Source organism: Mycolicibacterium bacteremicum (assembly GCF_002086115.1).
Lineage (GTDB): Bacteria > Actinomycetota > Actinomycetes > Mycobacteriales > Mycobacteriaceae > Mycobacterium > Mycobacterium bacteremicum.
In genome coordinates, this window is the sequence record NZ_MVHJ01000001.1 from 64,492 (window position 1) to 89,267 (window position 24,776).

A 24,776-nucleotide genomic window follows, 5' to 3' on the forward strand; every position below is an offset into this window, starting at 1 on the left:
GGGGCGGCCACGGCATTACCGTGGTTTTCCAGCATGACCGTGAAACCGTACGCGCAACTGACGGTCCTCGCGGCCGCCGCGTTCGTCTACGTCACCGCGGAGATCCTGCCCGTCGGGGCGCTGCCGGCCATCGCGGCCGATCTCGACGTCGCACCGGCGACGGTGGGCACCCTGCTGGCCGGGTATGCGCTGATCGCCGCGCTGGCCACGGTGCCCCTGGTGCGCTGGACGGCGCACTGGTCACGACGCCGGACCCTGCTGCTGACGCTGGTGTGTCTGACTGTGTCGCAGGCGCTTTCGGTGCTGGCGCCGAACTTCGCGACGCTCTCGCTGGCCCGTGTGCTGTGCGCGCTGACCCACGGTCTGATGTGGTCGGTGCTGGCGCCGATCGCGGTGCGGCTGGTACCGGCCAGGCACGGTGGGCGGGCCACCACCGCCGTCTACGTGGGTACCGCGCTGGCCTTGGTGGCCGGCAATCCCTTGATGGCGCTGCTGTCGGCGCACTGCGGCTGGCGCACCGCGGCCCTGGCGGTGACGATTGCCGCCGCAGTGGTGACCCTCGCGGCGCGGCTGCTGTTGCCCGCGCTGCCGGCCACCGCGGGCGCGGCCGGCGGACCTCGCGGCGGGCGGCGGAGCAACCGCACGCTGCTGCTGTTGTGCGCGCTGACCCTCGTCGGCGTCACCGCACACTTCGCGTCCTACACGTTCATCGCGGTCCTCATCGCCGAGCTTGCCGGGTCCGCGGCGGCACCGGTGCTGGCCGCGTTCGGGATGGCCGGACTGCTGGCGATGGCGGCGTTGGCCGGTCCGCTGGACCGGCGGCCGCGGCCGGTGCTGATGGGCACACTGGCCGGATTGGCCCTCGCGTTCGCGGCGCTCGCCGTCCTGGCCGGTGCCGGCCCGCACCCGGTGCTCGGCATCCTGGCGATCGTGCTGTGGGGCGCCACCTCGACCGCGCTACCGCCGATGTTGCAGTCCGCGGTGCTGCGCAGCGCCCCGGACCACCCCGATGCCGCCTCCGGCCGCTACGTGGCGACCTTCCAGGTCGGCATCGTGGCCGGCGCGCTGACCGGCGGCGCGCTCTTCGATGCCGGCGGTGCGGCGGCGGTGCTGGCGGCGTCGGCGACCTTGACGGTGCTGGTATTGACGGCGGTCGCAGCACTGCCGGGGTTGCTCACCGGTGTAACGGACGGGCTCACACCTCCGATGAACACCCCAGGTCAGTGGTGCAGGTCGGGCGGCGATGAGGGGTCCGCCCGGCCTCGCCAGGGTTAGCCGGTCCACGCGCTGTGCCACACTGGTCTGCAGATATGCCAGTGGAGGTGACATATGTCGCAGCGGACGAGACGGAAACTCGCCAGCGCGATCTTGGCGGCCGCAACGGTCGTCGCAGCAGGAATCGGTAGTCCGTCGGCGCTGGCGGAGCCCGTTCCGCCCCCGCCGGCACCCGCGCCGGCCCCGCCGGCATTCCCCAACCCGTTCGCGCCACCGGCACCGCCCGCGGCGCCCACCGCGGCCGATCCGTTCGCCCCGGTCGGTGGCCCCGGCGCGCAGCCGTTGCCCATCCCCGAGGGCACCCCGGCCGGGCAGAACCCCAATCCGTTCCGCGGTCTGCCGCCGTTCGTGCCGCCGTCGTTCAACCCGGTCAACGGGTCGATCGCGGGCGCGGCCAAGCCGATCTACATCAACTTCCAGCGGCCCATCGCCAACCGGCAGATGGCCCAGGACGCGGTGCACATCACCTCGAACCCGCCGGTGCCCGGCCGGTTCTACTGGGTCACCGACACCCAGTTGCGGTGGCGCCCGCAGGACTTCTGGCCCGCCGGGGCCGTGGTCAACATCGACGCGGCCGGCACCAAGTCCAGCTTCACCGTTCCCGAGCAGCTGGTCGCCACCGTCGACGATGCCACCAAGACGATGACCGTGGTGCGCAACGGCGAGGTCGAGAAGGAGTTCCCGGTCTCGATGGGCAAGGCCGGCAACGACACCAAGAACGGCACGTACTACGTGCTGGAGAAGTTCGCCGACATGGTGATGGACTCCTCGACCTACGGCGTCCCGGTGGACTCGGCCGACGGGTACCGCACCCCGGTGAAGAACGCGGTGCGCATCGACAACAGCGGCATCTTCGTGCACGGTGCGCCGTGGTCGGAGGGTGCGCAGGGCAACACCAATGTGTCGCACGGCTGCATCAACCTCAGTGCCGAGGACGCCAAGTGGTTCTACGACAACTTCGGATCCGGTGACGCGGTGGTCATCAAGAACACCGACGGCGGGCTCTACGACCAGCCCGACGGTGCGTCGGACTGGCAGATGTTCTAGACCTTCAGCGCTTACCGAACTGCCCACTTTCCTCGATGAAAGTGGGCAGTTCGGTGTCTCAGCTCAGGCGACGGCGTGCGGTCTTCCTGATTCAAGCCTCGCGGAATCCGGTGCGGCGATCCGGGTCAGTTCCAGATGCGCACGCGCCGTTCGGGTTCCAGGTACAGCTCGTCATCGGGGGTCACCGCGAAAGCCTCGTGGAAACTGTCGAGGTTGCGGATGACGCCGTTGCACCGGAACTCCGGCGGGGAGTGCGGATCGGTCGCCAGCCGCCGGATGGCCTCGGCATCACGGGATTTGGTCCGCCAGACCTGGGCCCAGCCGAACAGCACCCGCTGCACCCCGGTCAGCCCGTCGATCACCGGCGCCTCCTTGCCGTCGAGGGACAGCTCGTAGGCCAGCAGGGCGATGGACAACCCGCCCAGGTCGCCGATGTTCTCACCGACCGTGAACGCGCCGTTGACGTGGTGTGACGGGCCCAGCGCGCGCGGGCTGAACTGCTCGTACTGGTCGATCAATGCAGTTGTGCGATGCCCGAATTCGGTACGGTCGGCGTCGGTCCACCAGTCGACCAGATTGCCGTCGCCGTCGTACTTGGCGCCCTGATCGTCGAAGCCGTGCCCGATCTCGTGCCCGATGACCGCGCCGATACCGCCGTAGTTGGCCGCATCGTCGGCCTCGGCGTCGAAGAAGGGCGGCTGCAGGATGGCGGCCGGGAACACGATCTCGTTCATCCCCGGGTTGTAGTAGGCGTTGACGGTCTGCGGGGTCATGAACCACTCGTCGCGGTCCACCGGCCCGCCCAGCTTGGCCAGGTCGCGGTCGTACTCCAGCGCGTACCCGCGCCGGTAGTTGCCGTACAGGTCGCCGGCGTCGATCTGCAGTGCCGAGTAGTCCCGCCACCTGGCCGGATACCCGATCTTCGGGGTGAACTTGTCGAGCTTCTCCAACGCCCGGGCGCGCGTCTCCGGTGTCATCCAGGGCAGGCTGGTGATGCTGACCCGGTAGGCCTCGCGCAGGTTGGCCACCAACTCGTCCATCCTGGACTTGGCCTCCGGCGGGAAGTGCCGGGCCACGTAGAGCTTGCCCACCGCGTCGCCCATCAGGCTCTCGACCAGGCCGACGCCACGCTTCCAGCGGTCCCGGATGGCCTCGGTACCCGACAGCGTGCGCCCGTAGAACGCGAAGTTCTCGGCCACCAGTTCGTCGGTCAGCAGCGAGGCGCGGGAGCTGATCAACCGCCAGCTCAGCCACTGCTTCCACAGCTCGAGGTCCTCGCCGGCCCACAGCGCGGCGAATGCGGTCAGGTAATCGGGCTGGCGGACCACCACCTCCTCAGGGGCGGCACCGAGTGCTCGCACCCAGCCCGACCAGTCGAATCCCGGTGCCTCGCCGGGCAATTCAGCGAAGGTGCGCAGGTTGTAGGTCAGGTCGGCGTCGCGGCGTTTGACGACGTCCCAGTGCGCGGCGGCCAGCTTGGTCTCCAGCCCGACGATGCGCTGCGCGGTGGCGGCATGGTCGCCGTCGCCGTAGACCAGGGTGAGCATGCGGGTGATGTGCTCGGGGTAGGCGGCCAGGATCTCGGCGTGCGACGGTTCGCGGTAGTAGGACTCGTCGGGCAGGCCGAGGCCGGACTGTGAGATGTGCAGCAGGTAGCGGGTGGAGTCCTTGGAGTCGGTGTCGACGTAGACCCCGGCGCCACCACCGACGCCGGTGCGCTGCAGGGCACCGACGACGGCGGCCAGCGCGGCCCGGTCGGCTGCGGCGGCGACGGTGTCGAGTTCGGCCAGCAGCGGGGCCACGCCGACCCGGGCGACGGTGGCCTCGTCCATGAAGCTCGCATACAGGTCGCCGATGCGCTGGGCATCCGGTCCGTCGGCCGCCGAGGCGGAGGTGATGATGTCGCGGACCTGCTCCTCGGCCCGGTCGGCCAGGGTGCGGAAGGCGCCGTCGGTGGCCCGGTCGGCGGGAATGTCGTAGTCGGTCAGCCAGCGTCCGTTGACGTGGCCGAACAGGTCGTCCTGGGGGCGCACATCGGCATCGACGTATCGCAGATCGATGCCGGAGCGGAGTTCTGTAGACGTCACACTCTCATGGTGCCAGAGCTCACCGGTAGCCTCACGGCCATGCCCGATGAGCAAACCAGGGTGCTGTCCCGCTACGGCGTCGCCGGGATCGTGTTCGGCGTGATCGCACTGGCCGCGACGGTGCTGGGTGCGATGGTGTGGACCGCGCACCGCGGCGAGGTGGCCGAGCGCACCCATCAGACCGCGGTGCTGCAGACCGCGGCGGACTGGACCGGCCTGCTGATCAACATGAACAAAGACACCGCCGCACAGAACCTGCAGCAACTGCGCGACGGCACGGTCGGGCAGCTCAACGTCGAGTTCGACAACACCATGGCACCGTTCACCGACCTGGTCGGCAAGTTGCGATCCCAGACCGTCGGTCAGGTGGAGTCGGTGTCGATCGAGCGGATGCACCGCGCACCGGAGAGCTCCGAGAACTCCGATCAGCCCCCGGCCGAACTCGCCACCGTGGCCGCCCGGACCGACACCGTCCTGGTGGTGGCCACCTCGATCAGCCAGAACGCCGGTGCCGAACCGACCACGGTGCGCTGGAACCTGCGCCTCGGCGTCTCGGAAGTGGACGGCTCGCTGTTGATCTCGCGACTGGAGACGATCCGATGATCAACCGGTTACGGGTGCTGGGTGTCGACGTGCTCGCCCCCGCGCTGGCGATCCTGGCGCTGCTGTTCATCGGCAGCGCACTGGACTGGCCGCGCTGGTGGGTGGCGGTGTGCACGGCGCTGTGCCTGCTGATCGTGCAGGGTGTCGTCATCAACGCCGTGTTGTTCCGGCGCGACGGGGTGACCGTCGGCACCGACGACGACGGGCCCGTGCTGCGGTTCGGCGTGGTCGTGACGGCCGCGGTGCTCGCGGCCGCCGCGGTGTTCGTCGGCTATACCCGGTGGACGGAACCCGACCGCACGCTGAACGCCGATGCCGCCGAGGTGGTCGGTATCGCCAGCAGCGTGTCCGAGGCGTCGGCGACGTTCAGCCCGAGCAGTCCCAATGCCGCGATCGACCGGGCCACCGGGCTGATGTCACCGCAGCGGGCCGAGTCCTACCGCGCCGAATTCCAGGCCGTCGCAAAGGATTTGACCAGCCGCAACATCTCCGGTCAGGCCCAGACGGTGTCGGCCGGGGTGGAGGCGATCGGTCCGGCGGCGGCCAGCGTCGCCGTCGTCATGCGCGGCACCCAGCATGCCCCCGGCAAACCGGCCGATGTCGCGATCCTGGCGCTGCGGGTCACGCTGGCCAAGGAGAGCGGCACCTGGTTGGTGACCGACGTGACGCCGATCAACGCCCGTTAACGCTCGGCGGACGCCTGGGCCCGCTGGGCGCGGATGCGGGCGAACCGGTCCGACAGCCTGCGCATCCGGATCATCAGTGTTGCCGGCGGTGCGCCGGTGGCCTCCAGCCAGCCGGTGAACTCCTCGCCGGGCACCCCGATGCGGGACGCGAATTCCGGCACCCCCAGCCCGGAGCGTTCCAGCAGCTCGCGGATGTGCCGGGAAACCTCGGAGCGCTCGTTGGCCTCCAGATGCTCGCGGGCCTTGTCCAACACCTCGGCCAGCGCCTTGGACACCCCGTAGGGCTGGGCGGTGTCGAGCACCTCTTCGACCTGACGGGCGGTGCGACCGAACGGATCCCGCTTGATGGCCGCGGCGATGCGCTGCCAGACCGCCAGATCGTCGTTGTCGAGCGCGGCGCGGATCGCCGAGGTCGGCCAGAACTCGACCGGCCGGTCGTCGGCAGGAGGGGACACGTCCGCCGGCTGCGCTGCCACCGTCACCTCGCTTCCTCCAGCATTGCCACCGCCACCGACAGACACCGCTGCCGCACCGCATCCCAGTCGGTGTCGGCCGGTGCCGTCGCGTCCGGATCGTCCGAGGGCTGCGGGTCGGCGAGTCGCCGGACGAGTTGCGTGGCGACCCAGTGCGCCCGTGGGCGTTGTCCACAGTAGTACCGGTCCATGCCGGTCAGGACGCGGGCCGCGGTATCGGTTTCCATCGAGTCGACCAACCGGGCGAACTCGGCGTAATCGCGGGTGCTGTTGCGGCACATCAACAGAAAGCTCTTCATGCGCAGCGTCTCGGCGCCGGTCGGGATCAGCAGCCGGTCACCGGTGGGCAGCTGGACGTTGGTGGCCTCCATCGGACCGCGGCGCTGCACCGGCAGCCGCTCGGAGTCCGAGGCGGTCTCCAGCGCGTCGAGCGCGACGTTGATCCGGCCACGCCACACCGTCACCGGGTGCGGCGGGCGGGTGATCGACCCGGTGGTGCTGATCCGGCTGGCCAGCCGCCGCTCGGGTTCGGGGCCGCAGCCGCTGAAGGCCAGCGGATCGGCCACCACGACGGTCTGCGGGGCCAGTCGCTTGAGCTTGGCCGCGGACTTGACCACCATCCGGAGGTCCTGTCCGGGCGCGGCCAGGGCGGTCTCGGGCACCAGCACCAGGTCCCCGATGTCGACCTTGGGCAGCGGCTTCTCGAAGTCCACCGACGGCAGGATCCGGTCCAGCCACCGCGGCAGCCACCAGTTCCACTCGTCGAACATCGCCATCAGGGCGGGCACCAGCACCAGTCGCACGATGGTGGCGTCCACCGCGATCGCGGTCGCGCAGGCGACGCCGATCTGGGCGACCAGCGGCATGCCCGCGAAGGCGAACCCGATGAACACCGCGATCATGATGAGCGCCGCGCTGGTGATGGTGCGGGCACTGGTCGAGATGCCGTAGGCGACGGCATCGCGGGTGTTGTTGGTGATCAGGAAGCGTTCCCGGATGCGGGTCAGCAGGAAGATCTCGTAGTCCATGGACAGGCCGAAGGTCATGGCCAGCACCAGTGGGGGCACCGTGCTGTCCAGCGACTCCAGCGGGGCGAAGCCCAGATCCTCCAGCCAGCCCCACTGGAAGACCACCACCAGGCTGCCGTAGGCGGCCGCCACCGACAGCACCGTCATCAGCACGCCCTTGAGCGCCAGGAACACCGACCGGATCGCGATCAGCAGCATCACGAACGCGATCACCGCGACGAACACGAACACCCAGGGCTGTGCCGCCGAAACCTGATCGTCGAAGTCCTTGATCAGTGCCGTCGGCCCGCCGACGTCGATCCGGGCGTCACCGATGTCCAGGGCGGGCAGCTCTGTGCGCATCCAGTCCACGGCGTCGCGGGCCCGGAAGTCCTCCGGGTCCACCGACAGCACCGCCGACAGCAGGGCGCTGTTGTCGGTATTGCCGATTACCGCCGGTGTCACGGTCGCGACATCGGGACCCTCGGCCATCTTGCGCGCGACGGTGTCGATCGCGGCCTGCGCCTGCGGGCCGCCGGCGTCGCCGCCGGGGAAGGTGATCATCACCCGGACCGGGCCGAGCGCCCCGGGGCCGAGGGCCTCGGCGGCCGCGTTCACCCCGCCGCGGATCTCGTGGCTGGGGTCGAACTGACGCAGCATGCTGTTGCCCAGCGTCATGGCGAAGGCGGGGGCGGCCATGATCAACAGCACCACCGCGGCGACCGAGGCCGACACCCACGGCCGGCGCATGACGGCACCGATCCAGCGGGTCCAGAACCGGGACTGGGTGGTGTCGGGCCGGCGCGACCAGTGCAGCAGCCGGGACCGTTTGGCGGCGGACCGACCGAAGGTGGCCAGCACCGCGGGGATGAGCGTGGTCGAGGTGAGCACCGCGACGGCCACCGCCAGGATGGCGCCGGTGGCCATCGACTGCAGGATGGGGGTGTTGATCAGGTAGATGCCGGAGACGGAGGCGATCACCGTCATTCCGGACAGCACCACCGCCAGTCCGGAGGTCGCCATCGCCCCGTCGATGGCCTGCGCGGAATCGCGTCCGGCCCGCAACTCCTCGCGGTAGCGCATCAGGATGAACAGCGAATAGTCCACCGCGACCGCGATACCGAACATCGACACCGTCGAGGTGGCGAACACCGACATGGCCATCACGTGGGACAGCAGGAAGACCACGCCCATGGTGACCACGACGGTGCAGATGCCCAGCAGCAACGGCATGGCCGCGGCCGCCAGCGATCCGAACACCGCCAGCAGAATGATCAGCACAACCGGGGCGTTCCACTTCTCGGCCTGTGCGATGTCGTGCTTGGTGGCCTGCTGTGCGGCGGCGCCGAGCGCGCCCTGTCCGATGACGTAGAGGCGGACCTTGCCGTTCTCGGACTGGCCGGCCTGCTCGCCCTCGATGCCGACCTTGTCGCGCAACTGGTTGGCGATGTCGACCGCACCGCTGTTGTTGAAGTCGACCTGCAGCTGCACGACGTAAGGCCGGTCCGGCGCCGGCGGTGGTTGCTGTGGGTTCGGGATCTCCTTGACCGAGGGCACCTCGCCGGCGATGCGCTGCAGCTGTGCGACGGCGGCGTTCATGTCCTCGAAGGACGCGTCGGCACGCGGCACGGCCACCAGCGCCAGCGGCGAGGCACCCTGCTCGGGGAACTGCTCTTCGAGTTGGTGCTGGAGTTGCAGCGACTGGGACCCCGCGACTTCGAACCCGCCGCCGGTGAGCCGGTCGGAATGGTTCAGTGCGAGGTAAACGGAGGGCACGAGTAGCAGCACCCACACCACAAACACCGCCCAGCGATATCTGCGCAGGCTGCTGCTCAAGCGCATCATGAACTGCTGGATGGCGCCCCTGGCCTTTCTCCCCGGCTGCTGTAAGCCAGAGCGTACCGCAGCGGCCTGTGAGTCGACCTGCGCTCGTTCCCGGTTGTGACCACCTCGAAACGAGGTTGTGCCGATGATCACCTGCGAGTTTGCTGTGTCGATTGGTTCCGGTGGGGCGGCGATGGCATGATGGCGGCTGGTCGTTCTGGGTCGGGGATCCGTGCCGTACCGATAGCGGGAGTTCGCGAGCCGCGAGTTGCGCTCCACCGCAAAGGAGATATCCGTTGACTGTGACCCCCAGTGCCCTCGCCGCGATGCGCCGCGGACTGGTCGTGACATTCGCTGGCTGCCTGGTCGGCGGAGCCGCCGTCGTGCTGGTGTCGGCGCCGGCCGCCGTCGCCGAGACCGACCCGTGTGAGGCCAGCGAGATCGCCAAGACCATCGGATCGGTCGCCACCTCGATGGGCAACTACCTCGACACCCACCCGGACACCAATCAGGCGCTGACCGCCATCGCCGCGCAGCCCGCCGGGCCGCAGTCGCTGGCCGCGGCCAAGACCTACTTCGACGCCAAGCCGGCCGCCGCCAAGGACATCCAGCGGTTGCAGGCGCCGCTGGTGCGGTTGTCCACCCAGTGCCAGCTGCCCATCTCGCTGCCGCAGGTGCTCGGCCTCATGCAGGCCGTCCAGCAGCCGACCGCCGGACTGCCCACTGCCGGTCTGCCCACTGCCGGACTGCCCACCGCGGGACTTCCCGCCGCCGCGGACGCGGTCAGCCCCGTCGCGCAGGGCACCGGCGCGCTGCCGGGCCCGGTCGTCCGCGCAATTCCGTAGTCCGCGCCATAATCCAGGGGTGCGCACCACGCTGGAACACTCCTCATCCGACGGCACCGGCCGCACGGTGCTGATGGTCGACGACGACCCGGATGTCCGGACGTCGGTCGCTCGCGGCCTGCGCCATTCCGGATTCGACGTCCGGGTCGCCTCCAACGGCCGGGAGGCGTTGCGACTGCTCGCCAACGAAGCCCACGACGCGCTCGTCCTCGATGTCCAGATGCCCGAGTTGGACGGCGTGGCGGTGGTGACGGCACTGCGGGCGCTGGGCAACGAGATCCCGATCTGTGTGCTGTCGGCCCGCGACACGGTCAACGACCGCATCGCGGGGCTGGAGGCCGGCGCCGACGACTATCTGACCAAGCCCTTCGATCTCGGCGAACTGGTCGCCCGGTTGCACGCGTTGCTACGCCGCGCCAGCCACGCCGAGCGGGAATCGGACGTGATGATCGTCGGACCGCTGACCATCGACACCGCCCGCCGGCTGGTCTATGTCGACGGTGAACGGGCCGATCTGACCAAGCGCGAATTCGACCTGCTCGCGGTGCTCGCCGAGAACGCCGGGGTGGTGCTGTCCCGGCAGCGGCTCCTCGAGCTGGTCTGGGGCTACGACTTCGACGTCGACACCAACGTCGCCGACGTGTTCATCTCCTATCTGCGGCGCAAGCTGGAGCGCGAGGACCGGCCCCGGGTCATCCACACGGTCCGCGGGATCGGTTACGTGCTCCGGGAGGAGGCGTAGTCCGTGGCGCGGTTGTCACTGCGCACCCGGGTCGCCATCGCCTCCGCTGTCGCCGCTGCCGCCGTGGTGGCGGCGTTCACCGTGCTGACATCGGTGGTGCTCGCGAACAACGATGCGGCGCAATTGGATCGGCGCCTGGACTCGATCGTCGAGGCCAGCATGTTCCCCGAACAACTGTCCGACCCCAGACGCGGGGTACTGACCACCGGGCGGTCCCGCTCCACCGGGCAGGTGGTGTTCCAGCGCGGCTTCCAGCTGCCGGCGCTGCCGCCGGGAACCGAGACCGTCGAGGTCAACGGGGTGGAATACCGGGTACGCACCATCCCGATGAACCAGCAGGGCGGCGGCATCCTGCTGTCGCTGGGCATCCGCGCCGACAGCATCCTGCTCAACCGGGCCCGGATCCCCATCTATATCTCGGTCGGCGTGCTGACGGTGTTGGTGGCGGGTGGTATCGGCTGGCTGCTGGCCGGTCCGGCGGTACGCCCGCTGCGCAGGCTGACCGAGCAGACGAAATCTCTTGGCAGCGGCGGCGTGCCGAATGTGAAGGGGGCCCGCGAGGCTGAGGAGCTCTCCGAGGCCATGGCCGGGATGTTGAGCAGGTTGGCTGCCGCGCAACAGGCAACCACCCGGTCACTGCAGGCGGCCCAGGACTTCGCGGCCAATGCGGCACACGAACTGCGCACACCGCTGACCGCCATGCGCGCCGACCTGGACACGCTGCGCATCCACGACCTGCCCGCCGACGAACGCGAGGAAGTGGTCGGCGACCTGCTGCGCGCGCAACGCCGGGTGGAGGCGACGATCACCGCACTCGGACAACTCGCGTCCGGCCAACTGGCCCAAGCCGAGGACCGGGAACAGATCGACGTGACCGACATGCTGGATCGCGTCGTGCGGGAGAACGGGCGCATCGATCCGCCGGTGGACATCACGGTGGCCACCGACGATCACTTCACCGTGTGGGGATGGCCCGGCGGGCTGCGTCTGGCGGTGGACAATCTGGTGCGCAACGCCGCGACGCACGGTGCGGCGACGCGAATCGTCTTGACCTGCAATCGGTTACCGGGCCAGTTGCAGATCGTGGTGGACGACAACGGCCGCGGACTGCCCGCCGAGGAGCGCACCGCGGTGCTGGGCCGGTTCGCCCGCGGCAGCACCGCGGTGCCCGGCGGGTCGGGGCTGGGACTGGCGCTGGTGACCCAGCAGGCGGCGCTGCACGGTGGGCGTTTGGACCTCGACGACAGTCCGCTGGGTGGCCTGCGCGCGACGTTGACCATCTCCGAGCGTGCGCCGGATCAGATCGCGTAGTTTCCTCTTTTGGCGTTCTCTCAGAGCGGGTTTCGGGGTTCGCCGTCAGTTGGCGATCGTCCTCGCTCACTGCCTGACGGCTGGTGCGGCAGGGTTGCGGACGGCACTTGTTCCGGGCTCAAGGGGCCCACGTCTACTCGTGCATCGACAGTGTCGGCGCGGGTCGGGCAGCAGGAGCGAGCGTCGTTGCAGCGCGACCGATGTCTTCGAAAATAGTGGTTGCGCCACTTGACTTCTCGCGGTAAACTCGAACACAAGTTCGAAGCGATGTGGCTCCCACTCTCCAGGTGAGCCCGTGTCGGCGGCATGCGCCGTCGAGAAGGTTCGACCGACCCTGACGAGGGTTCGGTTGGGCCGTGGTGCCCCTGTGGGGGCGAGTGCGTGTTGGCCTTGTCCGAAAGGTTGGGTCCCGTTATGGACGCCACCGATGTGAGTTGTTTTGTTGATGCGTTGATCGATGATTTGGCTCCGGTTGAGGTGCCGAACGATGGTGCTGATCGGACGTTGTTTCATTTGTTGGAGTGTCCGCGGCCGGTGGTTGATGACGAGGCGTTGTTGGCGGTGTTGGCTGCGGCGGTGACGGCGGGCAATCTGTTGGCTTTTGTTGTCGCGTCGGCGGTGGCGGCGGCTGAGCGCGCCGGGATCCCGGCGCGAAGACATCTGAAGACGGGCACCGACCTACTGACCCTGCTGGGGATGGCCCCGGGTGCGGCGGTGCGGGCGGTGCGGGTGGGCCGGGCAGCGCACCTACTGCCGGCGCTGACCACCGCGCAACGGTTGGGTGGGATCAGCATCGAGTTTGCCGATGCCGTCGGCAAAGGCGTCACCCACATCAACGCCAGAACCGAACTGTCCGAGCAGGATCGGGCGAGCGTGGTGACCAAACTGATGATTCAGACCACGCCGGCCGAAGTCGGGAAGAAGGCGCGGGCGATCGCCATCGACCGCGCCGCAGCGCTCCCGCCGGAACAGCGTGCGGTACCCATCGCCGAGGACGCCGACCTCAACACGATGACCCTGGTCCTGGGCGAGGAGGGTCGATATGAGGCCACCCTCAACCTCGACGTCGGGACCGGGGAAGAACTGTGTGCGGCGCTGGATCCGTTGTGCCGGCCGGTCCCGCTCCCGGATGGGTCACCGGATCCGCGGCCGATCGAGAAGCGTCGGGGTGATGCGGTCGCGCAGATCCTGCGGACCTACCTGTCGCAGTCGACACGACCGATGTCCGGTGGGGTGTTACCGCATGTCACGTTGATCCGGCCCGCCACGGTCGCGGCGGCGGGCGGCGAAGAGGCGGTGGACCGGCTCGGGTTCGGTGGGCCGGTCAGTGCGGCGACCGCGGATCTGATCGCGTGCGATTCCACGCTGACCAAGGTGATCGTCGACCACACCGGCGTGCCGCTCGACGTCGGCCGCGGCGAGCGGCTGTTCACCCCCGCGATCCGCAAAGCACTGGGCGTGCGCGACGGCGGCTGTGCGCACCCAGGGTGCGGGCGGCCGGTGTCCTGGTGCGACGCCCACCACATCCGACCCTGGAGTGAAGGCGGCCAGACCAGCCTCGACAACGGTGTGCTGCTGTGCCGGCTGCACCACAGCCTGATCCACCACGGCGGGTGGCAGGTCTACCTCGGCCGAGACCGTCATCCCTGGTTCATCCCACCGCACACGCCGGGACAGCCCGAGCCCGAGCATCTGCGCTCACACAATCGACGCACCATGACCGACCTACCCGCGGCCGCCTGACCAAGTTTTCACCGGCGCACGAAGCACCTTGAAATCTGCACAGAGATAGCGGCCGGGCGGCCGATGACGGATCGAGTCGAGGGTCGGCGAATTAGATCCGGGCCGCCCGGCGCAGCTGGGAGATCAGACCGCGCACCGCACTGTCGAGGGCCGCGACCGGGGTGGCAATGGCCTCACCGATCTCGACGATGGCCTCGACCCGCGCAACGATGACCTCGAGCCGCTCCACCATGGCGATCAGCCGCGGTGCCAGCTCATCGATGCTGGTGATGGTGGAGTTGAACCGGTCCAGCGTCACATCGAGGTCGCCGATCGAATTGTTCAGCGTCACGACCGTGCGGTCGAGGTCGGTGAGCAGGGTCTCCACCTGCACGACGGTGGCATCGGCGTTCAGCGCGGCTTGGGTCAGCGTTCTGATGCGCCGCGTCGCCGGACGGGCGCGGCCGTCGCCCTTGTCTGCCATACAGGCAAGTATGGATGTTCGGGGAACCTAATCGGCGCAACGCGCGTCTGATCTTGTATGGCGAAGTTCTGCGACGGCATCCTGCGATTGCGCCCGGACCCGGGGTCGGGCCGGGCGGTGGCCGATTACCTGGCCGGATACGGCGAAGCGCTGGCCGATCGGCGCACGGAGTGCCCCTCGGACCGGATGGTCGAGGACTGAGGGATCAAAGGCGCTCCGGCGGACGCGCTTTGTCGGGGACCGAGGCTCAGGCGGGCGGCTTGCTCGACGGGCACAGGTGCCTCGGCGGTCGTGCTCGCCGGGGACCGAAGCTCAGGCGGGCAGCTTGCTCGCCGACGCCTTGTCCAGCAGCCACACGGTCTTCTCTCGGCCCGTCGCGCCCGCTGCCGGGATGTCGACCGCGGCCGCTCCACCGATTGCCGCAGCCACGGCGTCGGCCTTCTCCTCGCCGGCCACCACCAACCACACCTCGCGGGCGCGCTGCACCGCGGGCAAGGTCAGCGTGATGCGCCGGGGCGGCGGCTTGGGGGAGTCGGTGACGGCGACGACGAGGCGGTCGGTCTCGCGCACCGCGGCGGTATCGGGGAACAGCGAGTTGATGTGCCCCTCTCCGCCCATACCGAGCAGGTGCACGTCGAACTCGTCGGGCAGCACCCGCTGATAAGCCTTGGCGGCGCGTTCGATGTCCTCGCCGAATTCGCCATCGGAGGCGGCCATGGCGTGCACGTTCTCGCCGGGGATCGAGATGCTCTCCAGCAGTGCCTCGCGGGCCTGCCGGAAATTGCGCTCCGCGTCATCGTGGGGCACGAAACGCTCGTCGCCCCAATACAGATGGACCTTGGCCCAGTCGATATCGGGGCTGTATCCGGTCACATGGCGCAGCAGGTCGATCCCCACGGTGCCCCCGGTCAGCACCACGTCGGCGCGGCCGCGGTTGACGATCGCCGATGTGATGACGCCGACCAGACGCGCCGCAGCGGCCTTCGCCAGTTCCTTGGCATCGAGGTAGGTCTCGATCACCTGCTCAGACATATGTCACCCTGTCGATTCCCTGAAGTGCTTCGAAGTAGATCTCGTCGGCGTCGAGTCGCCGCATGTCCTCGGCCAGGCAGTCACGGGTCTCCCGGCGCGCCAACGGAATTTGCGCATCCGGCTTCCCGGTGCGGGTGAGCGTCGCGGTGACCCCGTCCTGCGGACGGCTCAGCGTGATGGTCTCGCTGGCACGGGTCAGCTCGACCTTGAGCTCACCGACCGCCCGGGTCACCGGGCAGTCCAGTCGGCCGGCCAGCCAACCGGCCAGGATGTCGAGCGCCGGCTCCTCGCGAAGCCCGGAAACCACCGCCGAGGTGATCGGCTCATGCGGAGCCTGATCGACCGCCGCCGTGAGCAGCGCACGCCAGTAGGTGATCCGGCTCCAGGCCAGGTCGGTGTCGCCGGCGGTGTATCCGGCCAGCCGGCTCTTGATGCAGGCCAGCGGATTCTCACCGTTGGTGGCATCGGTGATCCGGCGAATCGCCAACTTGCCCAGCGGATCCTGTGCGGGAACCGGCGGTGCGAGATCCGGCCACCACGTCACCACCGGGGTGTCGGGCAGCAGGAACGGGGTGACCACGCTGCTGGCATGGTTGGCCAGCGGACCGGACAGCCGCAGGACCACGACCTCGTTGGCGCCGGCGTCACTGCCGATCCGCAACTGGGCGTCCAGGCGGGCCTCCAGACTGAGCCGGTCCCCGGGGATCACCACGATCACCCGGCACGGGTGTTCGCGGCTGGCGGCGTTGGCGGCCTCGATCGAATCCTCCAGTACCGCTTCGGTATCCGGCGCGATGACCAAGGTCAGCACCCGGCCCAGGGTGATCGCGCCGCCCTCCTCGCGCAGGGCGACGATCTTCTTGTTGATGGCGCCGGTATTGGTGTCGGGCAGATCGATGATCATTGCTCGGCTACTCCTCGCTGCGCTCGTCGCTCGTGGTCGCCGCTGCCGGTCACGGCCGTCGCCATTCGCGTCCGGTCCGGCGCAACATCTCGAACGCTGAGTCCGGACCCCAGGTGCCGGACTCATAGCTGTCCGGTTTGCCGTGTGAGGCCCAGTAATCGAGCGCGGGATCCAGGATCTTCCAGGACAGTTCGACCTCGGCGTTGACCGGGAACAGCGACGGCTCACCGAGGAGCACGTCCAGGATCAGCCGCTCGTAGGCCTCGGGTGACTCCTCGGCGAACGCCGAACCGTAGGAGAAGTCCATGCTGACATCGCGAACCTCCATGGCGTTGCCCGGCACCTTCGAGCCGAACCGCAGGGTGATGCCCTCATCGGGCTGCACCCTGATCACCAGCGCGTTCTTACCGAGTTCTTCGGTCATGGTGGCGTCGAACGGCAGATGCGGCGCTCGCTTGAACACCAGCGCGATCTCGGTGACCCTGCGGCCCAGACGTTTTCCGGTGCGCAGGTAGAACGGCACACCGGCCCAGCGGCGGGTGTCGACGTCCACTGTGATCGCAGCGAAGGTCTCCGTCGACGAGGTCTGGGAGAAGCCCTCCTCGTCGAGCAGGCCGACCACCTTCTCGCCGCCCTGCCAACCGGCGGCGTACTGGCCGCGCGACGTGGTCTGGTCGAGAGGTTCGGCGAGCCTGCTGGCGGCGAGCACCTTGATCTTCTCGGCCTGTAGTTCGGCGGGGGAGAAGCTGACCGGCTCCTCCATGGCCGTCAGCGCCAGCAGCTGGATCAGATGGTTCTGGATGACGTCGCGGGCGGCACCGACCCCGTCGTAGTACCCGCCGCGCCCGCCCAGTCCGATGTCCTCGGCCATCGTGATCTGCACGTGGTCGACGTAATGGGCGTTCCAGATCGGCTCGAACATCTCATTGGCGAAGCGCAGCGCCAGAATGTTCTGCACCGTCTCCTTACCCAGATAGTGGTCGATGCGGAACACCGACGACTCCGGGAACACGCTGTTGACCAGCCCGTTGAGCTCCTCGGCACTGGACAGGTCATGGCCGAACGGCTTCTCGATGACCACCCGGCTCCAGCTGTCACCGTCCTTGGCGGCCAGGCCCGACCGGGACAGCTGCTCGAGCACCTGCGGGAACGCCTTGGGCGGGATCGACAGGTAGAACGCGTGATTGCCGTTGGTGCCGCGTTCGACGTCGAGGGTGTGCAACGTCTCGGCCAAGTGTCCGAAGGCCGCGTCGTCGTCGAATGCGCCCTGGACGAACCGGAAGCCCTCCGCCAGGCGGTCCCAGACCTCCTGGCGGAACGGGGTGCGCGCGTGCTGTTTGACGGCGTCGTAGACCACCTGGCCGAAATCCTCGTCGGCCCAGTCCCGGCGGGCGAAGCCGACGAGCGCGAAACTCGGCGGCAACAGCCCGCGGTTGGCCAGGTCGTAGATCGCCGGCATCAGCTTCTTGCGCGCCAGATCGCCGGTGACCCCGAAGATCACCACCGCGCACGGCCCCGCGATACGGGGCATGCGCTTGTCGCGCTTGTCCCGCAGCGGGTTGTGCCATGCCGGAGCCTCGGTTGTGCTCATCGCGTGTCCCTCTGCTGGTCGCGTCGGAGCGGCTATTTCTTGGCGGCGTCGAGCTGTCCCTGGGTGGCTTCCATCAGCTCGGCCCAGGACTTCTCGAACTTCTCCACGCCCTCCTCTTCGAGGGTGATGAACACGTCGTCCTTGTCGATGCCGATCTCGACCAGGGCGTCGAACACCTGCTGGGCCTCGGCGGCGGTGCCGCTGACCGTGTCACCGGTGACCACTCCGTGGTCGGCGACGGCGTCCAGCGTCTTCTCCGGCATGGTGTTCACCGTGTTGGGTGCCACCAGCTCGGTCACGTACAGGGTGTCGGAGTAGTCCGGATTCTTCACGCCGGTCGATGCCCACAGCGGGCGCTGGGCCCGGGCGCCGTCGGCCTTCAGCGCGGCGAACCGCTCGCCACCGAAAGCGTCCTCGTAGGCCGCGTAGGCCAGTCGCGCGTTGGCCACGCCGGCCTTGCCGCGCAGATCGAGCGCCTGCTGCGACCCGATCTTCTCCAGCCGGGCGTCGATCTCGCTGTCGACGCGCGAGACGAAGAACGAGGCGACGGAGTGGATCTTGGACAGATCGTGGCCGGCTTCCTTGGCCTTCTCCAGTCCGGCCAGATAGGCGTCGATGACCGCCTTGTGCCGCTCCACCGAGAAGATCAGCGTCACGTTGACCGAGATGCCCTCGGCGATCACCGCGGTGATGGCGGGCAGGCCGGCCTGCGTCGCGGGGATCTTGATCAGCAGGTTGGGCCGGTCGACGATCTTCCACAGCTCGATGGCCTGCAGGATCGTCTTGTCGGTGTCGTGCGCCAGCCGGGGATCGACCTCGATGGAGACCCGGCCGTCGACGCCGTCGGTGGCCTCGTAGGTCTTGGCCAGCACATCGCAGGCGTTGCGGACGTCGTCGGTGGTGACGGTGCGGATGGTGGCATCCACATCGGCGCCCTGCGCGGCGAGCTCGTTGACCTGGTCGTCGTAGGCGTTGCCCTTGGACAGTGCGGCCTGGAAGATCGACGGGTTGGTGGTCACCCCGACGACGCTCTTGGTGGCGATCAGGTCGGCCAGGTTGCCGGTCTGCAGCCGCTCACGGGACAGGTCGTCGAGCCACACGGATACGCCGGCGGCGGACAGTGCTGCGAGATTTTCGTTCTGGGACATGATGTTTCGCCCTACCTTCTAGTTGTCTTCCGACCGCCGGGCGGTCAATTGTCTTCCGACCGCCAGGCGGTCAATTGTCCAGGGTGCGTTCGGCGGCTGCGACGACGTTCTCGGCGGTGAAGCCGAACTCGCGGAACAGCGTCTTGTCGTCGGCGGATTCGCCGTAGTGCTCGATCGAGACGATCTCGCCGGTGTCTCCGACGAGCTTGTGCCACGGCTGGGCGATTCCGGCCTCGACGGCCACGCGGGCCGACACCCCGGGCGGTAGTACCGAATCGCGGTACTCCTTGGGCTGGCTCTCGAACCACTCCACACACGGCATCGACACGACGGCCGCGACGACATCCTTCTCGGCCAACAGCTTCTTGGCCTCGACGGCCAACTGCAGCTCCGAACCGGTGGCGATGATGATGACGTCCGCGCCGGTCGCGTCATCGCCGCCGAGCACGTAACCGCCCTTGGCGACGCCGTCGGAATCGGTGCCCTCCAGGACCGGGATGCCCTGACGGGTCAGGATGAAACCGACCGGTCCGCTGCCGTTGCCGCGGGCCACGATGCTGCGCCAGGCGTAGGCGGTCTCGTTCGGGTCGCCCGGACGCACCACCGACAGGTTCGGGATGGCGCGCAGGGCGGCCAGGTGCTCGATCGGCTGGTGCGTGGGTCCGTCCTCGCCGAGGCCGATCGAGTCGTGCGTCCAGATGTAGATGGTGTCGATGTCCATCAGCGAGGCCAGCCGCACCGCAGGCCGCATGTAATCGGAGAACTGCAGGAAGGTGCCGCCGAATGCGCGGGTGGGGCCGTGCAGCACGATGCCGGAGAGGATGGATCCCATCGCGTGCTCGCGGATACCGAAGTGCAGCACCCGGCCGTACCAGTCGGCGCTGAAATCGTCGGTGGAGATGCTCGGCGGGCCGAACGACTTCACACCCTTGATGGTGGTGTTGTTGCTGCCCGCGAGATCGGCCGAGCCGCCCCACAATTCGGGCAGCTTCGGCGCGACGTCATTGAGCACCTGACCGAATGCGGCGCGGGTGGCCAGGGCCTTGGAACCGGGCTCCCAGTAGGTCAGGTCGGCGTCCCAACCCTCGGGCAGTTCCTCGGCGGTCAGTCGGTCGAGCAGCTTCTTGCGCTCGGGCTCGCGCTCGGCCCAGGCGTCGAAGTCGGTCTGCCACTTCTCGTGTGCCTCGCGGCCGCGGTCGACGAGCTTGCGGGTGTGCTCGATGACCTCGGGGCGGACCTCGAACTTCTTGTCCGGGTCGAAGCCCAGGATCTTCTTGGTGGCCGCGACCTCGTCGTCACCGAGTGCCGAGCCGTGCACGCCGCCGGTGTTCATCTTGGTGGGGGCGGGGTAGCCGATGATGGTGCGCAGCGAGATGAACGACGGCTTGTCGGTGACCTTCTTGGCCTCGGCGATGGCGGCCTCGATCCCGACGACGTTCTCGCCGCCCTCGACCTCCTGCACGTGCCAGCCGTAGGCCCGGTAGCGGTCGGCGACGTTCTCGCTGAGCGCGATGTCGGTGTCGTGCTCGATGGAGATGTGGTTCTTGTCGTAGAACACGATCAGGTTGCCCAACTGCTGGGTGCCGGCCAGCGAGGACGCCTCGCTGGTGACGCCCTCCTCGATGTCACCGTCGGAGGCGATCACGTAGATGTAGTGGTCGAACGGGCTCTCGCCGGCCGGGGCGTCCGGGTCGAACAGGCCGCGCTCGTAGCGGGCGGCCATCGCCATCCCGACCGCCGAGGCCAGACCCTGGCCGAGCGGTCCGGTGGTGATCTCGACGCCCTTGGTGTGCCGGAACTCCGGGTGGCCCGGCGTCTTGGACTTGAAGGTGCGCAGCGCCTCGATATCGTCGATCTCCAGACCGAACCCGCCCAGGAACAGCTGCAGGTAGATGGTCAGGCTGGAGTGACCGCAGGACAGCACGAAGCGGTCCCGGCCGAGCCAGTGCACATCGGACGGGTCGTGGCGCAGCTGGCGCTGGAACAGCGTGTAGGCCAGCGGGGCGAGGCTCATGGCGGTGCCCGGGTGGCCGTTGCCGACCTTCTGCACGGCGTCGGCGGCCAGCACGCGCACGGTGTCCACGGCGGCGGTGTCGACCTCGGTCCAGTCGTCGGGATGATGCGGTTGTGTGAGGGCAGAGATTTCTTCGACGGTGGTCACTACCTTCACTCCTACTTTCGCAAAACGGTGGACTTCTACCTCAAACACCCTAGTGCTGTTGTCTTATCCGCCGCAGACCGGTTCGGGCAGGTTTGGGCTGCCGTTCACACCGAACTCACCGCGAACCGACCCTGCGGTGTCAGCCCGATCGGGGTGCGGTCTACCATCGTCTGTAGTAGAAGCCCGCGTGACCGCTGCCCGAGGAGTTATTTGCGTGAGCATTCGCGAGCGCCGGTCGGTCAGTAGGGAACCGAATCGGATTCGCACCACGGTGTTGGCGTACGTGGCGTTGACCAAGCCGCGCGTCATCGAATTGCTGCTGGTGACGGCCATTCCGGCGATGCTGTTGGCCGACCGCGGCACCGTTGATCCGCTGCTGATCCTGAACACGTTGATCGGCGGCATGATGGCCGCCGCCGGCGCCAACACGCTCAACTGCGTGGCCGACGCCGACATCGACAAGGTGATGAAGCGCACGGCGCTGCGGCCACTGGCCAAGGCGTCGGTACCCACCCGCAACGCGCTGATCTTCGGGCTCATCCTGACGGTGGGGTCGTTCGCCTGGCTGTGGTGGACGACCAACCTGCTCTCCGGCGTGCTCGGCCTGGTGACCATCGCGTTCTACGTGTTCGTCTACACGCTGCTGCTCAAGCGCCGCACCTCGCAGAACGTGGTCTGGGGCGGGGCGGCCGGCTGCATGCCGGTGATGATCGGCTGGTCGGCGGTCACCGGGACCATCCAGTGGCCCGCCCTGGTGATGTTCCTCGTCATCTTCTTCTGGACACCGCCGCACACCTGGGCGCTGGCGATGCGCTACAAGGAGGACTACAAGGCGGCCGGGGTCCCGATGCTGCCGGTGGTGGCCACCGAACGTCAGGTCACCCGTCAGATCCTCATCTACACCTGGCTGACCGTCCTGACGACGCTGACGCTGGTGCTGGCCACCGGCTGGCTGTACGCCGCGGTCGCCGCGCTGGCCGGCGTCTGGTTCCTGGTGATGGCCCACCAGCTGTACTCCGGTGTGAAGCGCGGTGAGCCGGTCAAACCGCTGCGGTTGTTCCTGCAGTCGAACAACTACCTGGCCGTCGTGTTCTGCGCGCTCGCGGTCGACTCCGCGCTGGCGCTGCCGCAGCTGTTCTAGACACCGGGTGTAACTCCGGCGCAACGTCGAGGTGACGGTCGGGGCCTACGGTCGGAGGCCTTATGCGGAAACTACTGACCCATCCGGCGATGCAGATCGGTGTGGCCGCCGTCGGTGGCATCCTGTTCGGGTTGATCGTCGGCGACTGGGCGGCCAATCTGAAATTCGTCGGCGACATGTTCATCCGGCTCATCCAGATGTCGATCGTGCCGCTGGTGATGGCCTCGGTGATCGTCGCAACCGGGTCGATGACGGGCACCGGCACCGGCAAGATCGCCGCGCGGACATTCGGCTGGATGCTGGGCTTCTCACTGGTGGCCGCGGTGTTGGCGTGGGCGCTCAGTGTGCTGATCCGCCCGGGCGCGGGCATCGAGTTCACCGGCCCGGTGGATGCCGGCCTGCAGGAGTCGGCGCAGGAGGCGCTCGGCTGGCAGGACACCCTGCTCAACTTCGTGTCCACCAACATCTTCGCCGCCATGTCGACGGCCACCATGGTGCCGATCATCATCTTCTCGCTGCTGTTCGGGATCGCGCTGCGCCTGCAGATCGCCAGGACCGGAGACACCCGGGTGCTGAGCTTCGTCGACCAGGTTCAGCAGATCGTGCTCACCATGATCCGGCTGGTGATGTACATCGCCCCGATCGGCGTCTTCTGTCTGTTGGCGGCGCTGGCCGGTGACGTCGGCTTCGCGGTGGTGACGACCGCGCTGAAGTACCTGGGCGCCAACCTGGCCGGCGTCCTGATCCTGTTCGTGCTCTTCGTCGCCGTGGTGACCGTGCGCACCCGACTCAATCCCTGGTCGCTGCCGGGCAAGCTGACCGAACAGACCGCCATCGCCGTCACGACGACCAGTTCGGCGGTCACCTTCCCGACGGTGCTGCGCAACACCGTGGAGAAGGTCGGGGTGAGCCAGAAGGTTGCCAACTTCACCCTGTCGGTGGGACTGACGATGGGCTCCTACGGGGCGGTGCTCAACTACATGATCGTCGTGATGTTCCTGGCCCAGGCGGGTGATGTGGAACTGGGCATCGGGCAGATCGTGCTCGGCATGGGGCTGGCGATCCTGCTCAACATGGGCACCATCACCGTGCCGGGCGGGTTCCCGGTGGTGGCGATGTTCCTGGCCACCTCGCTGGGATTGCCGTTCGAGGCCGTCGGGCTGCTGATCGCCGTCGACTGGTTCGCCGGCATCTTCCGCACATTCCTCAACGTCAACGGCGACACCTTCGTGGCGATGCTGGTGGCCGACGCCGATGGCGAGATCGACCGCGATGTCTACAACGGAACCAAGACCGTGACGGCCGAGGAGATCGATCTGGACGCGTACCAGGAGGCGATGGCCCGCGCCGACGCGGCCGACTGAGCGGCGCATTTGTTCTACCTACCTACTAGAAGGTAGGCTGACGGGCATGGGCACTCCGGACGCGATTCTGCAGGCAGCACGCGCATCGATCATCGCCGGCGGATACCAGGCGTTCAGCTACGCCGATATCGCGGCGGTCGTCGGTATCCGCAAGGCCAGCGTCCATCACCATTTCCCGACGAAGGTCGACCTGGTGCAGGAACTGGTGCGCCGCTACCGGGAGGAAGCCGCCGCCGGACTGGCCGGCATCGAGGCGCACACCGACGGTCCGCTCGACGCACTCCGGGCGTATGCCGGGTACTGGGAGACGTGCGTCGCCGAACCGGATGCCGCCTACTGCCTGTGTGCGCTTCTCGCGACACAGATCCCGGTGCTGCCCGAGCCGGTGGCGGCGGAGGTGCGCGAGCATTTCCGGGCGTTGTCGCAGTGGCTGACGGCCGTGATCGGGCGCGGTGTGCGCGACGGTGTGTTCACCGGGGCCGGCGACGCACGCGTCGAAGCCGAGAGCTTCATGGCGGCCGTTCACGGCGCCATGCTCACCGCCCGTGCCTACGGCGACCCGGCGGTATTCGCCACCATCGTGCAACCCGCGATCCAGCGACTCCTGACCCCGACCTCCTAGAACCCCGAGATCACCATCTGCGCCCGGGCCGTGGTTCGGGCGTCGATGAGCAGTGCCGCCCACCGAAGGGAAATCATGACCACCGCATCCGCAACCACCGACACCGACACCGACGCCTGGCTCACCCGGTACTACTTCACCCGGGCCGCCTTCTCGCTGGCCTGGGTGGGGGCGGCGGTAAGCCTCGCCCACAGTGGTGGCGCCGTCGTCGCGGCGTTGCTCCTGATCTATCCGGCATGGGATGCCGGCGCCAATATCGTTGACGCCCAACGCCACGGCGGATTCCGCAGGAATCCGACCCAGACGTTCAACGCCGCCGTCAGTGTGGTGACGACGCTGTCCGTCGCGGTGGCGTTGTCCACGGGCATGAACGCGGTGCTCGGCGTCTTCGGCGTGTGGGCGGCGCTGTCGGGGCTGCTGCAACTCGCCACCGGCGCGCGGCGGTGGCGGACCCACGGCGGCCAGTGGCCGATGATCGTCAGCGGCATCCAATCCACCGCCGCCGGGATCATGTTCCTGCTGCAGGCCACCGGCCCAGGGACGCCGCAGATCACCGACATCGCGCCGTACGCCGGATTCGGGGCGTTCTACTTCCTGATCGCGGCGGTGTGGCTGACGGTGCGCACCGTGCGCGCTCGGGCCTGAACGGCGCGTCCCCTGACTACTATCTGGCGGTATGACATTGCGCCGGCTGTTTCGGGGCCTGG

General features: G+C 68.4%; 22 protein-coding genes. 13 read left to right on the forward strand and 9 right to left on the reverse strand.

What is annotated here, in order from left to right:
- Positions 1–33 precede the first annotated feature (33 nt).
- Positions 34–1,275, forward strand: coding sequence for an MFS transporter (locus BST17_RS00325; protein WP_083054440.1), 1,242 nt, complete (start codon positions 34–36; stop codon positions 1,273–1,275).
- 54 nt (positions 1,276–1,329) lie between these two features.
- Positions 1,330–2,322, forward strand: coding sequence for a L,D-transpeptidase (locus tag BST17_RS00330; protein ID WP_083054441.1), 993 nt, complete (start codon positions 1,330–1,332; stop codon positions 2,320–2,322).
- Positions 2,323–2,447: 125 nt separating this feature from the next.
- On the opposite strand, the gene BST17_RS00335 is transcribed toward BST17_RS00330, so the two are convergent.
- Entirely contained in the window at positions 2,448–4,409 is a 1,962-nt protein-coding gene (locus tag BST17_RS00335) for a M13 family metallopeptidase (protein ID WP_083054443.1), read from the reverse strand.
- Between the two features lie 39 nt (positions 4,410–4,448).
- Here BST17_RS00335 and BST17_RS00340 point away from each other — a divergent pair, with 39 nt between their 5' ends.
- Both BST17_RS00340 and BST17_RS00345 read left to right on the forward strand, forming a co-directional pair.
- Complete coding sequence (locus BST17_RS00340) at positions 4,449–5,012, forward strand: Rv1363c family protein (RefSeq protein WP_234807482.1); 564 nt, start codon at positions 4,449–4,451, stop codon at positions 5,010–5,012.
- Positions 5,009–5,698: a hypothetical protein gene (locus tag BST17_RS00345; protein ID WP_083054447.1), complete on the forward strand. Its 690-nt coding sequence runs from the start codon at positions 5,009–5,011 to the stop codon at positions 5,696–5,698. The genes BST17_RS00340 and BST17_RS00345 overlap by 4 nt, the downstream gene beginning before the upstream one ends.
- On the opposite strand, the gene BST17_RS00350 is transcribed toward BST17_RS00345, so the two are convergent.
- Both BST17_RS00350 and BST17_RS00355 read right to left on the reverse strand, forming a co-directional pair.
- The gene (locus tag BST17_RS00350) at positions 5,695–6,180 is read right to left on the reverse strand and encodes a transcriptional regulator (protein ID WP_083054449.1); all 486 of its coding nucleotides are present in this window, start codon (positions 6,178–6,180) and stop codon (positions 5,695–5,697) included. The two genes, BST17_RS00345 and BST17_RS00350, sit on opposite strands and share 4 nt — an antisense overlap.
- Positions 6,177–9,023, reverse strand: a complete 2,847-nt coding sequence (locus BST17_RS00355) for an MMPL family transporter (RefSeq protein ID WP_083054451.1) — start codon at positions 9,021–9,023, stop codon at positions 6,177–6,179. The genes BST17_RS00350 and BST17_RS00355 overlap by 4 nt, the downstream gene beginning before the upstream one ends.
- 305 nt (positions 9,024–9,328) lie before the next feature.
- Between BST17_RS00355 and BST17_RS00360 the strand changes: the two genes are divergently transcribed.
- The 4 genes from BST17_RS00360 to BST17_RS00375 all read left to right on the forward strand — a co-directional run bounded on the left by BST17_RS00360 (position 9,329) and on the right by BST17_RS00375 (position 13,643).
- A complete protein-coding gene (locus BST17_RS00360; protein ID WP_165762190.1) occupies positions 9,329–9,847 on the forward strand; it encodes a hemophore in 519 nt (172 codons plus the stop codon).
- A gap of 73 nt (positions 9,848–9,920) precedes the next feature.
- Positions 9,921–10,589, forward strand: coding sequence for a response regulator transcription factor (locus BST17_RS00365; RefSeq protein ID WP_207573552.1), 669 nt, complete (start codon positions 9,921–9,923; stop codon positions 10,587–10,589).
- A gap of 3 nt (positions 10,590–10,592) precedes the next feature.
- Entirely contained in the window at positions 10,593–11,900 is a 1,308-nt protein-coding gene (locus BST17_RS00370) for a sensor histidine kinase (protein WP_083054457.1), read from the forward strand.
- Positions 11,901–12,434: 534 nt separating this feature from the next.
- The gene (locus BST17_RS00375) at positions 12,435–13,643 is read left to right on the forward strand and encodes an HNH endonuclease signature motif containing protein (protein ID WP_331250681.1); all 1,209 of its coding nucleotides are present in this window, start codon (positions 12,435–12,437) and stop codon (positions 13,641–13,643) included.
- 91 nt (positions 13,644–13,734) lie between these two features.
- On the opposite strand, the gene BST17_RS00380 is transcribed toward BST17_RS00375, so the two are convergent.
- Positions 13,735–14,106 (reverse strand): ATPase, encoded by a 372-nt coding sequence (locus BST17_RS00380; RefSeq protein ID WP_083054461.1) that lies wholly within the window; start codon positions 14,104–14,106, stop codon positions 13,735–13,737.
- Positions 14,107–14,163: 57 nt separating this feature from the next.
- On the opposite strand from BST17_RS00380, the gene BST17_RS29125 reads away from it, so the two are divergent.
- Positions 14,164–14,307, forward strand: coding sequence for a hypothetical protein (locus BST17_RS29125; RefSeq protein ID WP_165762176.1), 144 nt, complete (start codon positions 14,164–14,166; stop codon positions 14,305–14,307).
- 111 nt (positions 14,308–14,418) lie between these two features.
- On the opposite strand, the gene pgl is transcribed toward BST17_RS29125, so the two are convergent.
- From pgl to tkt, 5 genes are all read right to left on the reverse strand, one after another.
- On the reverse strand, positions 14,419–15,138 hold the full coding sequence (pgl, locus tag BST17_RS00385) for a 6-phosphogluconolactonase (RefSeq protein ID WP_083054463.1): 720 nt from the start codon (positions 15,136–15,138) through the stop codon (positions 14,419–14,421).
- The gene (gene opcA / locus BST17_RS00390) at positions 15,131–16,042 is read right to left on the reverse strand and encodes a glucose-6-phosphate dehydrogenase assembly protein OpcA (RefSeq protein ID WP_083054465.1); all 912 of its coding nucleotides are present in this window, start codon (positions 16,040–16,042) and stop codon (positions 15,131–15,133) included. The genes pgl and opcA overlap by 8 nt, the downstream gene beginning before the upstream one ends.
- Positions 16,043–16,091: 49 nt before the next feature.
- The gene (zwf, locus tag BST17_RS00395; protein WP_083054467.1) at positions 16,092–17,633 is read right to left on the reverse strand and encodes a glucose-6-phosphate dehydrogenase; all 1,542 of its coding nucleotides are present in this window, start codon (positions 17,631–17,633) and stop codon (positions 16,092–16,094) included.
- 32 nt (positions 17,634–17,665) lie between these two features.
- Positions 17,666–18,781, reverse strand: coding sequence for a transaldolase (gene tal, locus BST17_RS00400; protein WP_083054469.1), 1,116 nt, complete (start codon positions 18,779–18,781; stop codon positions 17,666–17,668).
- Between the two features lie 70 nt (positions 18,782–18,851).
- Positions 18,852–20,942 (reverse strand): transketolase, encoded by a 2,091-nt coding sequence (gene tkt, locus BST17_RS00405; RefSeq protein WP_083054471.1) that lies wholly within the window; start codon positions 20,940–20,942, stop codon positions 18,852–18,854.
- A gap of 214 nt (positions 20,943–21,156) precedes the next feature.
- On the opposite strand from tkt, the gene BST17_RS00410 reads away from it, so the two are divergent.
- From BST17_RS00410 to BST17_RS00425, 4 genes are all read left to right on the forward strand, one after another.
- Positions 21,157–22,083 carry a heme o synthase gene (locus BST17_RS00410; RefSeq protein ID WP_083054473.1) on the forward strand — a complete coding sequence of 309 codons (927 nt, stop codon included), beginning with the start codon at positions 21,157–21,159 and terminating at the stop codon, positions 22,081–22,083.
- A gap of 62 nt (positions 22,084–22,145) precedes the next feature.
- The gene (locus tag BST17_RS00415) at positions 22,146–23,447 is read left to right on the forward strand and encodes a dicarboxylate/amino acid:cation symporter (protein ID WP_083054475.1); all 1,302 of its coding nucleotides are present in this window, start codon (positions 22,146–22,148) and stop codon (positions 23,445–23,447) included.
- Positions 23,448–23,493: 46 nt separating this feature from the next.
- On the forward strand, positions 23,494–24,069 hold the full coding sequence (locus BST17_RS00420) for a TetR/AcrR family transcriptional regulator (RefSeq protein ID WP_083054478.1): 576 nt from the start codon (positions 23,494–23,496) through the stop codon (positions 24,067–24,069).
- A 75-nt stretch (positions 24,070–24,144) separates the two neighbouring features.
- Entirely contained in the window at positions 24,145–24,714 is a 570-nt protein-coding gene (locus BST17_RS00425) for a DUF308 domain-containing protein (RefSeq protein ID WP_207573541.1), read from the forward strand.
- Positions 24,715–24,776 lie beyond the last annotated feature (62 nt).

What these genes read in the sequence shown, in the direction of transcription:
- BST17_RS00325 (WP_083054440.1), top strand. Translation starts at nt 34, where the DNA reads ATGACCGTGAAACCGTACGCGCAACTGACGGTCCTCGCGGCCGCCGCG.
- BST17_RS00330 (WP_083054441.1), top strand. Translation starts at nt 1,330, where the DNA reads ATGTCGCAGCGGACGAGACGGAAACTCGCCAGCGCGATCTTGGCGGCC.
- BST17_RS00340 (WP_234807482.1), top strand. Translation starts at nt 4,449, where the DNA reads ATGCCCGATGAGCAAACCAGGGTGCTGTCCCGCTACGGCGTCGCCGGG.
- BST17_RS00345 (WP_083054447.1), top strand. Translation starts at nt 5,009, where the DNA reads ATGATCAACCGGTTACGGGTGCTGGGTGTCGACGTGCTCGCCCCCGCG.
- BST17_RS00355 (WP_083054451.1), bottom strand. Translation starts at nt 9,023, where the DNA reads ATGATGCGCTTGAGCAGCAGCCTGCGCAGATATCGCTGGGCGGTGTTT.
- BST17_RS00360 (WP_165762190.1), top strand. Translation starts at nt 9,329, where the DNA reads ATGCGCCGCGGACTGGTCGTGACATTCGCTGGCTGCCTGGTCGGCGGA.
- BST17_RS00365 (WP_207573552.1), top strand. Translation starts at nt 9,921, where the DNA reads ATGGTCGACGACGACCCGGATGTCCGGACGTCGGTCGCTCGCGGCCTG.
- BST17_RS00380 (WP_083054461.1), bottom strand. Translation starts at nt 14,106, where the DNA reads ATGGCAGACAAGGGCGACGGCCGCGCCCGTCCGGCGACGCGGCGCATC.
- BST17_RS29125 (WP_165762176.1), top strand. Translation starts at nt 14,164, where the DNA reads ATGGCGAAGTTCTGCGACGGCATCCTGCGATTGCGCCCGGACCCGGGG.
- pgl (WP_083054463.1), bottom strand. Translation starts at nt 15,138, where the DNA reads ATGTCTGAGCAGGTGATCGAGACCTACCTCGATGCCAAGGAACTGGCG.
- opcA (WP_083054465.1), bottom strand. Translation starts at nt 16,042, where the DNA reads ATGATCATCGATCTGCCCGACACCAATACCGGCGCCATCAACAAGAAG.
- zwf (WP_083054467.1), bottom strand. Translation starts at nt 17,633, where the DNA reads ATGAGCACAACCGAGGCTCCGGCATGGCACAACCCGCTGCGGGACAAG.
- tal (WP_083054469.1), bottom strand. Translation starts at nt 18,781, where the DNA reads ATGTCCCAGAACGAAAATCTCGCAGCACTGTCCGCCGCCGGCGTATCC.
- BST17_RS00415 (WP_083054475.1), top strand. Translation starts at nt 22,146, where the DNA reads ATGCGGAAACTACTGACCCATCCGGCGATGCAGATCGGTGTGGCCGCC.
- BST17_RS00420 (WP_083054478.1), top strand. Translation starts at nt 23,494, where the DNA reads ATGGGCACTCCGGACGCGATTCTGCAGGCAGCACGCGCATCGATCATC.
- BST17_RS00425 (WP_207573541.1), top strand. Translation starts at nt 24,145, where the DNA reads ATGACCACCGCATCCGCAACCACCGACACCGACACCGACGCCTGGCTC.